17 protein-coding genes are annotated in these 13,113 nt (G+C 36.8%); 16 read left to right on the top strand and 1 reads right to left on the bottom strand.

The genetic code is table 11. The annotated features are described in order from the left end of the window. Positions 1 to 235: 235 nt before the first annotated feature. The 10 genes from C1H69_RS24490 (at position 236) to C1H69_RS23365 (ending at position 8,314) form a co-directional block, all read left to right on the top strand. Complete coding sequence (locus C1H69_RS24490) at positions 236 to 1,858, top strand: flagellin N-terminal helical domain-containing protein (protein ID WP_102655702.1); 1,623 nt, start codon at positions 236 to 238, stop codon at positions 1,856 to 1,858. Positions 1,859 to 2,615: 757 nt separating this feature from the next. After that, positions 2,616 to 3,080: a hypothetical protein gene (locus tag C1H69_RS22935; RefSeq protein WP_102655701.1), complete on the top strand. Its 465-nt coding sequence runs from the start codon at positions 2,616 to 2,618 to the stop codon at positions 3,078 to 3,080. Further along, positions 3,077 to 3,325, top strand: a complete 249-nt coding sequence (locus C1H69_RS22930) for a hypothetical protein (protein ID WP_133155016.1) — start codon at positions 3,077 to 3,079, stop codon at positions 3,323 to 3,325. Before C1H69_RS22935 ends, C1H69_RS22930 begins: the two co-directional genes overlap by 4 nt. Positions 3,326 to 3,396: 71 nt before the next feature. Continuing rightward, complete coding sequence (locus C1H69_RS22925) at positions 3,397 to 3,636, top strand: hypothetical protein (protein ID WP_102655699.1); 240 nt, start codon at positions 3,397 to 3,399, stop codon at positions 3,634 to 3,636. 179 nt (positions 3,637 to 3,815) lie between these two features. Next, positions 3,816 to 4,166, top strand: a complete 351-nt coding sequence (locus C1H69_RS23375) for a hypothetical protein (RefSeq protein ID WP_133155015.1) — start codon at positions 3,816 to 3,818, stop codon at positions 4,164 to 4,166. 52 nt (positions 4,167 to 4,218) lie between these two features. Beyond that, positions 4,219 to 4,659 (top strand): hypothetical protein, encoded by a 441-nt coding sequence (locus C1H69_RS22920; RefSeq protein ID WP_102655698.1) that lies wholly within the window; start codon positions 4,219 to 4,221, stop codon positions 4,657 to 4,659. A gap of 213 nt (positions 4,660 to 4,872) precedes the next feature. Beyond that, positions 4,873 to 5,460 carry a hypothetical protein gene (locus tag C1H69_RS23370; RefSeq protein ID WP_133155014.1) on the top strand — a complete coding sequence of 196 codons (588 nt, stop codon included), beginning with the start codon at positions 4,873 to 4,875 and terminating at the stop codon, positions 5,458 to 5,460. Positions 5,461 to 5,531: 71 nt separating this feature from the next. After that, entirely contained in the window at positions 5,532 to 6,179 is a 648-nt protein-coding gene (locus tag C1H69_RS22915) for a hypothetical protein (RefSeq protein ID WP_133155013.1), read from the top strand. Positions 6,180 to 6,243: 64 nt separating this feature from the next. Further along, positions 6,244 to 6,972 (top strand): hypothetical protein, encoded by a 729-nt coding sequence (locus C1H69_RS22910; protein WP_102655696.1) that lies wholly within the window; start codon positions 6,244 to 6,246, stop codon positions 6,970 to 6,972. A 250-nt stretch (positions 6,973 to 7,222) separates the two neighbouring features. After that, positions 7,223 to 8,314, top strand: a complete 1,092-nt coding sequence (locus tag C1H69_RS23365) for a hypothetical protein (protein ID WP_133155012.1) — start codon at positions 7,223 to 7,225, stop codon at positions 8,312 to 8,314. Positions 8,315 to 8,470: 156 nt separating this feature from the next. On the opposite strand, the gene C1H69_RS22900 is transcribed toward C1H69_RS23365, so the two are convergent. Then, the gene (locus C1H69_RS22900) at positions 8,471 to 8,860 is read right to left on the bottom strand and encodes a hypothetical protein (protein WP_102655694.1); all 390 of its coding nucleotides are present in this window, start codon (positions 8,858 to 8,860) and stop codon (positions 8,471 to 8,473) included. Between the two features lie 192 nt (positions 8,861 to 9,052). On the opposite strand from C1H69_RS22900, the gene C1H69_RS22895 reads away from it, so the two are divergent. The 6 genes from C1H69_RS22895 (at position 9,053) to C1H69_RS22870 (ending at position 12,981) form a co-directional block, all read left to right on the top strand. Continuing rightward, on the top strand, positions 9,053 to 9,370 hold the full coding sequence (locus C1H69_RS22895; RefSeq protein WP_102655693.1) for a hypothetical protein: 318 nt from the start codon (positions 9,053 to 9,055) through the stop codon (positions 9,368 to 9,370). Positions 9,371 to 9,601: 231 nt separating this feature from the next. Continuing rightward, entirely contained in the window at positions 9,602 to 10,162 is a 561-nt protein-coding gene (locus tag C1H69_RS22890) for a hypothetical protein (RefSeq protein WP_102655692.1), read from the top strand. Between the two features lie 114 nt (positions 10,163 to 10,276). Then, positions 10,277 to 10,870: a hypothetical protein gene (locus C1H69_RS22885; RefSeq protein WP_102655691.1), complete on the top strand. Its 594-nt coding sequence runs from the start codon at positions 10,277 to 10,279 to the stop codon at positions 10,868 to 10,870. Between the two features lie 113 nt (positions 10,871 to 10,983). After that, on the top strand, positions 10,984 to 11,433 hold the full coding sequence (locus tag C1H69_RS22880; RefSeq protein WP_102655690.1) for a hypothetical protein: 450 nt from the start codon (positions 10,984 to 10,986) through the stop codon (positions 11,431 to 11,433). Continuing rightward, the gene (locus C1H69_RS22875; RefSeq protein ID WP_133155011.1) at positions 11,402 to 12,271 is read left to right on the top strand and encodes a hypothetical protein; all 870 of its coding nucleotides are present in this window, start codon (positions 11,402 to 11,404) and stop codon (positions 12,269 to 12,271) included. Before C1H69_RS22880 ends, C1H69_RS22875 begins: the two co-directional genes overlap by 32 nt. 86 nt (positions 12,272 to 12,357) lie before the next feature. Further along, positions 12,358 to 12,981 (top strand): ATP-binding cassette domain-containing protein, encoded by a 624-nt coding sequence (locus C1H69_RS22870; RefSeq protein WP_102655688.1) that lies wholly within the window; start codon positions 12,358 to 12,360, stop codon positions 12,979 to 12,981. Positions 12,982 to 13,113: the final 132 nt, after the last annotated feature.

Raw genomic sequence — 13,113 nt, 5'->3', positions numbered from 1 at the left:
CCCGCCTAGAGCGGGCATTTTTGTAGCTATCTACCGCACAGAGAGGCCGACACAGGGCAGGCCACGGCTTACCCTATGGATAGGCACCCCCTGGAGCTTATCGGCCAGCACAGGGGCTTCTAGAAAGAAAATAGACGATCAAGAACAGTCACTTAGGGAAAAGTCAAAAAAAATCCTTAAGAAACAGCAGCATAAGCCGATACAGGAGGGATCATTCACATCTTTGGTTGCTGTCATGGTTGTTATCAACACAAACATTCTTTCGTCACAAGGACAACAGAACCAGCAGAGGGCAAATTCCAGCCTTTCTACAGCTATGGAACGGCTTTCGTCTGGTATGAGGGTCAACAGTGCCAAGGACGATGCTGCAGGGCAGGCTATCGGCAACAGGATGACAAGCCAGATCCGAGGTCAGGCACAGGCGATGAGGAATGCCAATGACGGTGTATCGCTCATACAGACCGCACAGGGCGGGCTTGACCAGATCAATAGCAATCTTCAGCGAGTTCGTGAGCTCACAGTTCAGGGCTTGAATGGCACTCTCAGCGACAGTGATAAGCAAGCTATCTTGAGCGAAATTGATAGCAATTTCAAAGTGATAGACCGACTAACTGATTCAACCGACTTCAATGGTATACCGTTATTAAATGGTGTAGCTGGTGAGGTAATGATTCAGGTAGGGGCGAACCAGGGCGAGAGCCTTCCTATAAGCCTTTCTGAGCCAGATTCTTCAGTGGAAGAGCTAGGGCTAGAGGGGTTCACCTTAGAGGGCATAGAAGGGGTTTTTGGCGATCCTATTGAAGTCAACCTTGATGACCCTTCTGTTTCCATTCAAATAGATGGTATTCCCGTTTCAGATCAAGCGACACTCCATAATCATAATGGAGGTTATATTGTTGCTGACAAAGAAAATGGACTTGAGCTCTATTATGCTAATGATTTTGAAGCTACTACTAATTCCACAACTGGCGAAACAATAGTTAATTTAAATGCTGGTGAGAAGTTATATAATGAATTTCAAAATGAAAATGGAAATATAATTACTGATCATATTGATACTCTTGATTTTTATGATATAGTAATGATACCTGGAGATAATACACCATTACCGGAAGAAAATTATACTTTTGTTAACGATAACGAAGGCAATATCTATATTAAAGAAGATGTAGGTGGTGATTTTATTTATCACTCAGCAGAAGTCAGCTTTAGAATTTCAGAAGATGGGTATACTGAAGTGGAAACTAAAATAGTTAACACAGTAAGTGATGTTGGCTCAACTTCAGAAATAACATCTTTAGTGGATTTAAATAATGATAATGATATACTAATACAATATTTTAGTAACCGTGCAGAAGTCACCGACCCACATCGGATAATGAAAGACACATCTAATGGCGACTTTATTATAGAAATTGAAGAGAGCGAAGATGTTTTTAATTATTATGTTTTGAGATCAACAGGTTATGCTCCCCCTGACGGAACCGTTGATAAAAGAAATCTTGTTGGTGATGTTGTGCCTTTCGAGTCTTTTGATCTCAATTCGCCAGTTGAGATATTAACGAGTGCCAGCTTTGAAGCGGGGCAGAGCCCCTTGGAAGCAATAGATGAAGCAATTGCTTTGATTGATAGCAAAAGAAGCTATCTAGGGGCAACAGAAAACCGTTTAGGTTCAGTCATTGAAAATCTTACTGTGACAAATCAAAACTTAACTGAAGCCCGTTCCCGTATTCTTGATGCCAACTATGCTATTGAAGTGGCGAATATGACGAAGGCTCAGATACTACAGCAAGCATCCACTTCGATTCTGGCACAAGCTAACCAAGTGCCAGAGGTGGCCTTGTCCCTTCTGGATTAACACAAGCTCGCACCCAGCAGGCTTCAACAAGGGTGAGCAAGCCAAGGCATAGGACGTATGAAGGTGTATATACCGTTATCTATCAAGTGGCCTTGTCAGTCACCACCTGGGGATCTTGAATCAGGGTCGAAGGTGTCGTTCCTGAGTATTTAATAACAATTCGTATTTCTATCTAGAGAAGTCTGCCATCGAGAGCAGGCTTTTTCGTTGCTGTCAACCACCACACACCTTTGAAGGCAACAATAGCTTTAAGCTTTTAAAGATATTGTGTTGATAGTAAGTGGCAATTAAACGGTTGATTTGGTTAAAAAACCATCAATCGAGAAGGGGGCTAGAAGACGTTTTCTCATGGCACCCTAAGCCTTACCCTTCCTAGGGGAGAAAATCGCTCACAGGCAATTTCTCGCAGTTCTGAGAGCATCCACGGTTTACTCTCTAGTAGGAGGGTAGGGAGCCGAACAGGGCCTTTAGTGCTTCATAGGAAGTAAATCAAGTGAAAAAACCTATTTCCGATTGTAATTTATGATCGTGATTTCACATATCAATAGTCTATGACGATCAATCATTTTATTTTGTAAAAATATCTGAAGCTAAGTGCTTGATAACAAATGCTTTAAATTCAAAGCTGGCACCGCTTCATAAAATAAGTGCTTTTCAGGGATTGACAGATCAGTTTTTAGCCGTTCCATAAACTTGACTTTTGACTTATAAACCGGTTTAATACTCACCAGTTCAACGACATTACTCAAGGAAGTATATGGAATACGAAGTTGATATTACGGAGCCAAAGAAGTTTGAGTTTGATATCAATATTCATTTTAACATTGATGGCAACCCGCACACGATCCGCATTGAAGATGTGTTAGGTGGTTATCCTTGGAAGAACTACCAAGAGATCGACACTTGTGCAGTGGTGGACTTGGCAAGCTATGGCCATTTACTAGGGTTTACTAGAAACCCTTTCAAAGTCGTTATTTCAGTGCTTGAGAAAGATAAAGAGAACTATGACTTTAGCTCGCTTCGCTCTGAAACACTTATTGATAGCGAATACAGCTACATTACTTTAAATAAGCTGAAAGGAAAGCTCCAGGGCGATGATAAAGAACTAGAGATATTCAAGCTTCTAAGAAGTGTTCTCCAAGTCGGCTTTAGCTTCTTGGAACAACATATCGAAAAGAAGAGGGTAGAAGAGCAATTTAACAAACAGGAGAATTTAAAGTGATGATTAAGCTGGATGGTGTTGCTATCAATATTGACCTTACCACCATAGAAGCGGTGGAGACTGAAGAGCTAAGAGATAGACATGCCCTAGAAAAGCTCACAAAGCAGGCTGTAGCCGATTGCTTCAGGCAGGAGGGTATAGAGTTTGATATCAATACAGAGAACCACCAGGAGGCTTACAGGCAGGCACTATTCAATAGCAACATAATAGCTGAGCAGGTAATTGCAGAGAGAGGGGAGGGCTAATAATAGAAGGTTAGGTAGGTAAGGTGTAGTAACATTGAAAATAAACTAAACCAAAAGAGAAGGAGATTGATATGGAGCTATCAAATGAAAGCATTGAGCAGTTGAAAAGTGTTGACTTCAACAAGGTCGTCGGTGTGCTACAGCATAGTATTATGGACACACTTGCAGGTTACTGCATTGAAGAAATGTATCTCCCTGATGATTTTGATACAGAAGAGGTGCGAGAGTGGATCGAGGAAAATCTTATTGATGGAGCCGTCGAGAAGCTAATCAAAGAGGCTGATGCACTTGGTGTGTTGGGCAACTCATAAAAGGAGATTGAATCTGTAGTCAAACAATTAAGTTTAGCTGTTGTTGAAAAAGCGATTGAAGAAACTAGCACACCACTAAATGATGAAGATTCACTAACAGCAAAAGAAGTGTTTCTAAATTTTTCAAATTACAGCAAGTAAGTTTAAGTATAAATTGAAAATAAAATAAGGGGAATATTATGAAGACCAAAAACAAAGGCATGTCATATCATAAGAAATTTAAAGCAATAAAGAAGATTATAGATAACATTGAGGTTACTGAAGCAAAAGGTTCGCTTAATAATATAAATGTCACCTGCAAATACAAAAAGGAAGATTTTTCTTTCACGTTAAAAAATCAGGAGGTTAATACATCATTAAACCCAAAAAAAAGTCTATTTAATGAAATACGGAAGATAGATAGTGATTATACGGCGGTTTTACAAGCTATCTTGGTTTATATATATATGAGTTTGTGCGAAGAGATAATTCCCAGTATTAAGCATAGAGATGATTACAGAAATGTTAGAATAAATTTAAGAGTTTGTTAGTAGAAGGTATAAGTTAAATTCTAAATTGAAGACAAAATAAAGGAGAGGCATTATGAAGATAACTGAAAGTATGGGTGTTTATTCCACAGATGTTAGTTCAATCACTAATGAAATCAAAGCCAATGCATTTGAGCTTCTTGATAGTGTTGATTTTGATGACAAAGTAAATGATGATTATGAAGACATAATCAGTTTCATTAGGCACGGCGATATTGAATACATCGCTAAAATAGAAGAGGGGCAGTTTAAATGTTATTTCTGCTACACAGAAGGGGAGTGCGAAATCATTGATCTCAATGAGAGGTTAACTGATAGTGATCCAGAATATAAACATTCACAGCAAGAGGGTTTGGAGATCTTGGGTTATTATGAGTTGTGGAAATCTATACCTGACGAGCATTTCCCTGAATATGCAAGAGGTGATTGTGACGAAGAGGCTTTTAATTACTCTTTAATGTTGTTTATGATAGGTGTTTATTATAAATACCTATAAGAAAACAAAAATGCTTGATAATGCTGATGAAGATATCTCTTTTGAAGACAATAAAGAGAGCCTTTAAAGTCCCTTGGTAGTGTGTTTTATAGTTACGTTATATTGCTTTTATAAGTAAAATATGATATAATGATGTTAATATTTAAATAGTAGAGAAAGCATTTAATTCTTTGCTGTTTGATATATAAAAACATAATAACAAAAGGAGAGTATATGAGTCATAGAATAAATAGAGACGTTGGTTTTTATGAAGGTAATGAGGGTTTACAAGCCAGAGTAACCGTTGACTACAAAACAGATACCGTAGCAGTTGATTACACGTTAACCCTTGGCGAAAGGGAAGATGGTTTATACGGAGTTACAGAAGCTAAACTAGATGGTGGTTTTATAGCAGATGAATACTATAAAAATAATCCAATCGGTGGTCCTGAAAATACACAGTCACCGGAAGAATATTTTGCTGACAACGGTATTGATATCAACGAAGTCAACCAAACAGCAGAAAAGTATATTCAAGCAGAAGCGAACCCTAATAAATTTTCATTTAAAGAAATAAAGGAAGATTTAAAACAAGGAGTTCGTGAGTATTTCAAAGGAAGTGAAGGCGAGAGTGTTAGCACATTAAAAACAAAGAAGTTTAAAGAGAAAGCACTTACAAGCTTTAATAACAGTGACAAGATATCTACTGTTATGATTGATATCAAAAACACGAAAGACCTAAATGATGTTTTCAATAAAGAGTTTAAGAAGTGTAAGAAGAGTGCTGTCAATAAAGAAGCATATAAAAGTTTGTCAATGTAAATAAAGATTAAGGAACTTCTTAGTCTTAAAGTTGTTTAATATATAACCAAAAATAATATAGGAGAATAATTATGAGAAAAGAATATAAAAGTGGTGATATGCAATATAATTTCAGTGAAGCCATTTCTGAAGATACAATAAAGGCAAATCTGTTTAATCCAAATGTTTTTGATTATGATAGAGATGTAGTTATTGAAAAGAATAGTTCTTTAACTAGTCTAGATTTAATGAATCAAGTTTCTGAAATCGAGTATTTTGAAGGTGTCGATATAAAAAAATTAGTAGATGATATTAACGAAGATCTTAAAAACCATATGCAACTTAACGAGCTTCAAGACTCTATAACAATTGAAATTAGGGACTTTGAGTACGATATCTCGAACGATAAGGTTATGCCACATACTAAATTTAATATTGTTTACGATGAAGAAATCTATAATATGTTCTTAACTATTCATCAAGAAGTTGATACTGATTTTAAATTCCATATTAACATGGATAAATTAGATGATATTTTAGGCTCTCATTCTGTTTTTGATAAACTTGCTGATAATATGGAAAATAAATATGGCGAGGATATCACCAGAGATACTTTACAATCTGTGCTTATAGAGATTGATAAATGTGTAGCGAGTGATACTTCTTTAATATTAGAAGAATATAACCAGAAACAAGAAGCGAAGCAGAAGAAAAGTAAAAGCCTTGGAATGTCAATGTAAACCAATCAGAACTCAAAGCCCGTAATTATGCGGGCTTTTTTTAACAACAAAACAGGAGAATACAATGGAAAAAGAATTTGAAATCAAAATAAAACAAGCTGATAAGCAAGCGATGAGAGCAATATTCAGGACAAAGCACAGCGACTTAGAACTAGATTTACCTTTAGATAATGGTGCCTTCGATTTTAATGTAATCGAGAATACTTCTAACTCTATTTTAAACCAAGATAAAGAAGGCCAAGAAAGACGTAGAGACTCCAATATGTTTATCGAGTCTGTTTCCACAATCATACACGACAGGTTCTATAAAGAGATTGAGCTACATGGAGAGCCTAGAACAGATCTTGCAGAACTTATGGAAAGTGTTCAAGATGATATCCAGAAAGGCTTCAATAACAAGCTGAAAGAACTAGGTGTGAACCAGAATGTTGATGATATTGAAGTCAAGTTTACTGACGGCTCCACTACCTTTAATGACTATTCTGGTGGAGACGTTCATCAATTCTGCTTTGAAGTTTCGCATCTAAATAAACTGAGTAAATTTGAAATCTTTGTTAGTGAAGAGAATCCTAGTATCAAAAGGGAAGGCTTGCAAAAAGACTATGGAACAATCTTTGGTAGCAATGAAAGGTTCAACTATGTAATGGATCAGATAGATGTTCAGATAGAACAGCAAATCAAAGAAGAACAAGAAATGGATTTTGAACCACACTTTGATGCTCCCGAAAAAGAGCCAGAGCCAAAATCCAAGAAGAGCAAAAAACGTGATAGAGGTCATGGGTTCTCTATGTAATACTAGCCCGCTACCAAGCGGGCTTTTATATTGCCTACAACCACCCTACAAGCAACGAAAAACTAGAAGGTGAGTGATGACACTACCCAGGGGCTAGAACGGCTCACAGAGCCTTACAGAAGCACCACAAAAAGGTTCCATACACTCATTCTCAATACCTAAGCGAGCAAAGCGAGCGACTTAAAGAGTAGGGAACTTAATAAATTAAAAATGGTATAATACTCACACTAATAATAAATAGGAGAAAAATATGGACAAATCAATACAAAACCTTAATCGTTTTTTAGACGATTCAGGCTATCAGATATCAACGACAATCACAGACGATAGATTATCTGACAAAAATACATTGAATGTATATCTATCGAATAAACTATCTGAAACAGCAGAAGCATTAGGTCACGAAGATCCATTCGAGACACACCACACAAAGCTTGAAGTTGAATTCAACGATACAGGCAAAATCAAAACCTATAATGAAGACTTGATAGTTCAAGATAGAGACTTCTTTGATAGGGTATCAGAGCTTGCAAACACAAGCCCTGAAGCAATTTTAGATACTGTCAGGGAGAGGGCAGAGTGGAGCTTTAACAACTTCATACGAAGCGATTTTAAAGACTTCAGTATGGAACAGTGGAATGAGCTTTTTGACGGAAGGGAAGATGGACTTGAAGTATTTTGTGAAGAAACAGGAGAAACCTATTTAAAAGAAGTTGATTCAACATCTATCCACTTTGCTGTATCCGTTAAGCAAGCAGATAAGCATTTAGAATTAGGTTATAATGTCGGTGATAACGAAAAGCAATTTGAAAAAGAGTTTTTCTTAGAACAGCACGGCGACACACTTAAAGAAAGTTTTAATGAAGAACAAATTGATTACATACTTTCTCAAGTTAATAATACTGTCAATGACCACCTTTATTTCAATGCTGATGCTCCTAGAATGACAAATGAAGAACATATGATAGCAACAGAATTCTTTGGTATCACTGATATTGAAATCAATAAAGTGAAAACTATTAAGAACGATAACGGAAACTATAACTGTATCACCACCGTAGACTATCAAAGTGATAAATACATTCTTAATCTTGAAGCCGAAAAAGAAGGCGATTCATACACTGTTGATATGAAGAGTTTAGAGAACGATAGCAAAGACAATAAAGCTTTCAAAGAAAAAGTATCGAATAATTTTAATGATGATTTTATTGCTGACAACTTCAACTTCGATGATATTGAGAATGCAATTAAAGAGAATCTGGAGAGAGGGATAGTGGAATTGAAAATGGATGAGAAATTATCAAAAAAGAAAAGTAGCCCTTGCCCTGACATTGACTTCTAACACCAGCCCGCTACTATAGCGGGCTTTAAACTGTATATCTTGACAGTGATAGGTAGGTTGGTATAATCCGCCACTCAGTTCCCAACTGACCTGACACCCCTAGTCAGGATTCGCCTAGCTTCCCCAGCTAGGCTTTTTTTTGGCTGGTAGAGTAGGTCACTTGAAGTAGAGAAAAAGCCCTGTGGTGTCTTCAAAGAGGCTTTGGAGCATATCGCAATACACATCATCATACTCTTTGAGAACAACAGCGGTATTCTCCACCGCACGGAAGAAAATCATACGGTAGGTGTCAGAACCAAGACAGTAGATGATCCGCACGACATTAGGGCGAACACCTTCAATCTCTTCTGCTTTACCTTCAAACTTGATATCAACAATAGTATCTCCTTCATTCCCCATATCCACCGCAGAGCCTTCAACTTTACCGCCAGCACCCATAGCAGGACGACCACCGATAAGTTTTAGTGCTACATGCCCGCCAAACTGGCTAAGGATGGTGTGAGCAATTTGTTTATGGTGAAGTTGTTCCTGTTCAAGCCGTTCCATGTTTTAACTCCCTTGCTGGTTTATGGTGCTATTATAGATCGAACCGTTAAGTGATGCAGCAGCCTAATACCAAATAAATCATCTTTCTTTTAGATGATATAGAAATAAAATTTAATACCTGCATACACAAAAAAGAATAAATGTGATATGATAATCTCATAGTTTAATTATAAAGTGCAGGAGAGGTTTTTAATGTCTAATTTTGAGATCAAAAAAATAAGTAAACCTGTTGTAATCAAGATAATGAAGTCAGGTAATAGCACCGACTACCTTATAAAACAGGCATACTCAATCAATCAGCTAGAAGTGGAAGTTCAACACAACTGTTATGCCTTCAATGATGGTTCTGTTGCTTTCAGTGATTTTGATACAAGAAACCTTAAATCGTTAAATGATGAAACAGAGAAGCAGTTGGCTTCTTATTTTGGTGACAAAGGTAAAGCATTTGAAGCTATGGAGCTAATAACTATGGAGGTTGATGAAGCCTTTGATAGCATTTTAAAAGATTAAGATTCTTCTCCTAGTAGTATCTATTCCCCTTCATACGGAGGGGTTTTTTATTACCTAACATTCATTTCTCAATAACTCTTGCGAAGCAAGATAAAAGATATATTCCTTTATGTATAACATATCAATTATAGGTTCTATTTAATGATATAATATATACTTTATAATTTGGAACTTTATAATATACATATAGTCATAATTATAACATTATTTATAATAACAAGGAGAATATATATGTCAATTTTTCACGGTAACAAAAGTAGAATAGCAAAAAGTCTTGGATATAACACTTATGGTGTTGGCATAAGGGTTCACAATAGAGATTACGAAAGAAGCATTGATAACTACTTTAAGAGAGGAAAGGGCGAGTTAGACATTAAAATGATTGAAAGAGATTCTGATTATGGTGTCTTTGAGCTTACGATGAATTCAAAAACAATGGATAAGCCAATCACCACACAGATAGAAACTAGAATAGATGGTTTACAATCAATAGATAAGCCTATGGAGCTAGTTAACCAGGTAACAGATTTTCTACAAGAAGCGACTAAAGATATTTTTGTTAAAAGTAGGGGAGCCAAAGCTGTTCTTTCACCTGATAATAGAAGCAATGATATCAAGAAAGACTTTATAAAAATGGAAGCAATGGCTACAAAGGTTCAAGAAAAAATCAGCAATGCATTAACCTACGGCTGTGAGCTATCAAATAAAATGGATAAAGAAAAGGTTCAAGACTATAAAGCCAAAAACCAAAACAATTTATCATACAGCTTAAATTTCAGACCTGCTATGTAAAACGATACCCCGCTAAAAAGCGGGGTTTGTGACCTAGCTTCGCCAAATTGAAATAATGATTTAAATGTGATATAATAATACGGTTAATAAAAACAAAAACAAGGAGAAAAATTTATGAAAAACTATGTTCTGTTTAAGTCTACGTATAGTAGAGACAAGATAGACGATATATTTGAAGAAAACATTGAGGTATCAGAGAAGAGCTTATACACAAAAGAAGACCAGAATGAAACTAATAATATGGTTTATGTTGATGGCTGGGATGTTTATCTCTACTTCGATGGCTTCAACATAGGTGTAAACGATGATCTAAATGAAATCATGTGGTCAAGAGTTGACGACGAAACAAAGCAATTGGTTGTTACTGTAAAAGGTGCAAAAAAAATACAAGTAGAGCAGGCACCGGAAGCTATTAAGCAACTTGAGAAAGGTGGTTCAGTTCTAGAGAAAATATATAATTTTGGAGTAGATGTTGAAAAACTTGATCCAGAAAACAAAGAACAAGCTAAAAAAATAGAGTTAATGAGAAAGGATCATGTCAATTATATAAATGAATTCACTGCTTTTGTGAAAAACCCTGATAACAGTTACACAAGTGTTTACTACAGAGTAATTCATCATGATGATGGTAAGCTTGCAGATCTAACAGATAAAGTGGATCTAACCAAGGAACAATACGAAAAGATAATCTATCTATTTAAGAAGTAATATAAGGCTCTTCGAGCCTAGGTATTGAATAAGGAATGCTTGGATTGCTAAGTCAGGCATTTTTATTGCTGGTGTGATATAATGACACAACAATAATAACAAGGAGAACATATATGAAACAGGAAGAATACTTAGTGGAAAGGAAATTAAAGAAAGAGTCGATTATTGAGCAAGTGCTATCAGGCATATCCATTCTTGATACCAAAACACTTAAAAGAAAGAACCAGGATGTAGGCTCGCAAGAAAGGCTTCTTAAAACCATCATTGACTTCAATAACGTCGAATACACTTTAATGCTAGATGCATACAAAGTTAGTGATATAGAAATTGTCTTGTATGCCGACCTTGATTCAGCTTATGAGCTATCTACTCAAGCAACGGCATTCACAGCAGATAACAAGAACTTCATTATTGATATCAAAAGCATTTGCCACGACCTCAATAATGGTGACTTACCTTCAGGAACAGTGATAAATGAAGTAGTCGAAGAGGCTCTTTTCAGGATTCAGGAGAAGATTCAAACCTTCATTGATGACAAGACCCAATACAAGCAGGCCAGTTGAGGCCACCAGCACCACCAGGAACCCGCTCAAAAGCGGGTTTCTTGCTCCTATGCCATCAAACCTTGACCATCGGCCACAGGACAGCCCAGGAAAGCCCCTAGGAGCCTTTTACAGGGATGCCGGCACGAACCCCCCTATGGTATGCTTCTGGCCTTTCATCGAGCAGGCAGGGGAAGGGTGGAGCCGTATGGACTACATGCAGGCGATGGAGATCGCTAACGGGGTTGTCATCAATGGTTTCAGACAGCCTAAGCCGGAGCTAATCCCTACACAGGAATGCTCAGGGGATCTCTACACCCTCAAGGTTGCTCTCAAAATCGAGGGCATGGAGTTCTTTATCTACCAAGACCTTCTTGATGATGGCAACAAGTTCTTCAGAAACCCATTCAATGAAGACAGCATAGATAAAGAAGAGAATACACCACTCTTCAACAAAATCATGCTTATCCTACGGATGAAAGGAGTGAGCGAACATCAATCAGCGATGTTCACTCCGATAGTCTATGATCTCATTGCCGACAAGGCTTATAAAAGCTATCTAGAAGACTATGCAAAGAAAGAGAAGGTCATGACCCTAGGTAAGTTCATTTCTTACTTTGGAATGGATGAAACCGAGGCTCAAAGTATTGCTTCACTTCTATCAGATAACACAAAAGAAGTGCAGGAACTTAAATCCGCTATCATGCAACTAACCCCGCATTCTCTTTTTCATGAGCCTATCGAGCGAAACCTAGGAAGCTGGCAGCTAAACACAAGTAAAGGCAAAATGAGTCCTGAAGAATTTAAACGAAGTCTTATACTCGATTACGGAAAACCACAGTCAGACTTATTTAGCTAAACTCTCAACATGCCTATATATCATTAAATGATAAAATGTGATATAATGATATAGATTGATAATAACAATAAAAGGAGATAGGCCAGATGGAAGATTATTCAAAGACTTTTATGAAAATAAAATTTATAAGAGATTATTTCACGTTTAAACAAGGACAGGAAATAGAGATAAGCCAGGGTAAGATAAACATCATCGTTGGAGACAACGGTGCTGGTAAAACCACTTTCAAAAATATATTCAAGAAACAGACCAGATTGCTGTCAGAAGGTAAATACTTTGCTTTTGAAAATATGATGAATCAAAACACAATAGAAAATACTGCTGAAGGTTTTAGGGTATCCAAAAGTGCTTTAGTTGACTCCAAAAGAGAAATATATCTAACCCACTTAAATCAAAAATCACATGGACAGGCTTGGAAGATAGAGCTATTCAGGCTTAGAAAAAAATGTAGTGATAATACCTTTATCCTACTGGACGAGCCAGAGACAGCACTTTCAGTTGAAGCTCAGATCGAGTTATGTAAAGCCATCACGGACATGAAAAGAAAATATAAGAACTTTGGTTGCTTAATAGCTACACACTCAATGCTGATAACAGAGCTAATAGGTGAAAGAGTTATTGAGATACCGAGTGGTGAGAATATTTCTACAAGAGAGTATCTTGATAAGAAGAGTAGGCTGATTGAAGAAGCAAGAAACTACTGCTTATAAATAAAAATGCCTTCACTCGTTAGAGTGAAGGCTAATTCCATTTATTTAATTCCTTTTACTTTTTATCATCCATCCTTGGATAGCAATTCCTTTTGCAGTAAATAAAGGGAAAACAACAACATTACAGCACAA

The organism is Billgrantia endophytica (assembly GCF_002879615.1).
Taxonomy (GTDB): Bacteria; Pseudomonadota; Gammaproteobacteria; order Pseudomonadales; family Halomonadaceae; genus Halomonas; species Halomonas endophytica.
This window is presented reverse-complemented; position numbering and strand designations above follow the sequence as displayed.

Bases quoted from the DNA above. Each gene is read 5' to 3' on its own strand.
- C1H69_RS24490 (WP_102655702.1), top strand. From the start codon at position 236: ATGGTTGTTATCAACACAAACATTCTTTCGTCACAAGGACAACAGAAC.
- C1H69_RS22935 (WP_102655701.1), top strand. From the start codon at position 2,616: ATGGAATACGAAGTTGATATTACGGAGCCAAAGAAGTTTGAGTTTGAT.
- C1H69_RS22925 (WP_102655699.1), top strand. From the start codon at position 3,397: ATGGAGCTATCAAATGAAAGCATTGAGCAGTTGAAAAGTGTTGACTTC.
- C1H69_RS23375 (WP_133155015.1), top strand. From the start codon at position 3,816: ATGAAGACCAAAAACAAAGGCATGTCATATCATAAGAAATTTAAAGCA.
- C1H69_RS22920 (WP_102655698.1), top strand. From the start codon at position 4,219: ATGAAGATAACTGAAAGTATGGGTGTTTATTCCACAGATGTTAGTTCA.
- C1H69_RS23370 (WP_133155014.1), top strand. From the start codon at position 4,873: ATGAGTCATAGAATAAATAGAGACGTTGGTTTTTATGAAGGTAATGAG.
- C1H69_RS22915 (WP_133155013.1), top strand. From the start codon at position 5,532: ATGAGAAAAGAATATAAAAGTGGTGATATGCAATATAATTTCAGTGAA.
- C1H69_RS22910 (WP_102655696.1), top strand. From the start codon at position 6,244: ATGGAAAAAGAATTTGAAATCAAAATAAAACAAGCTGATAAGCAAGCG.
- C1H69_RS23365 (WP_133155012.1), top strand. From the start codon at position 7,223: ATGGACAAATCAATACAAAACCTTAATCGTTTTTTAGACGATTCAGGC.
- C1H69_RS22900 (WP_102655694.1), bottom strand. From the start codon at position 8,860: ATGGAACGGCTTGAACAGGAACAACTTCACCATAAACAAATTGCTCAC.
- C1H69_RS22895 (WP_102655693.1), top strand. From the start codon at position 9,053: ATGTCTAATTTTGAGATCAAAAAAATAAGTAAACCTGTTGTAATCAAG.
- C1H69_RS22890 (WP_102655692.1), top strand. From the start codon at position 9,602: ATGTCAATTTTTCACGGTAACAAAAGTAGAATAGCAAAAAGTCTTGGA.
- C1H69_RS22885 (WP_102655691.1), top strand. From the start codon at position 10,277: ATGAAAAACTATGTTCTGTTTAAGTCTACGTATAGTAGAGACAAGATA.
- C1H69_RS22880 (WP_102655690.1), top strand. From the start codon at position 10,984: ATGAAACAGGAAGAATACTTAGTGGAAAGGAAATTAAAGAAAGAGTCG.
- C1H69_RS22875 (WP_133155011.1), top strand. From the start codon at position 11,402: ATGACAAGACCCAATACAAGCAGGCCAGTTGAGGCCACCAGCACCACC.
- C1H69_RS22870 (WP_102655688.1), top strand. From the start codon at position 12,358: ATGGAAGATTATTCAAAGACTTTTATGAAAATAAAATTTATAAGAGAT.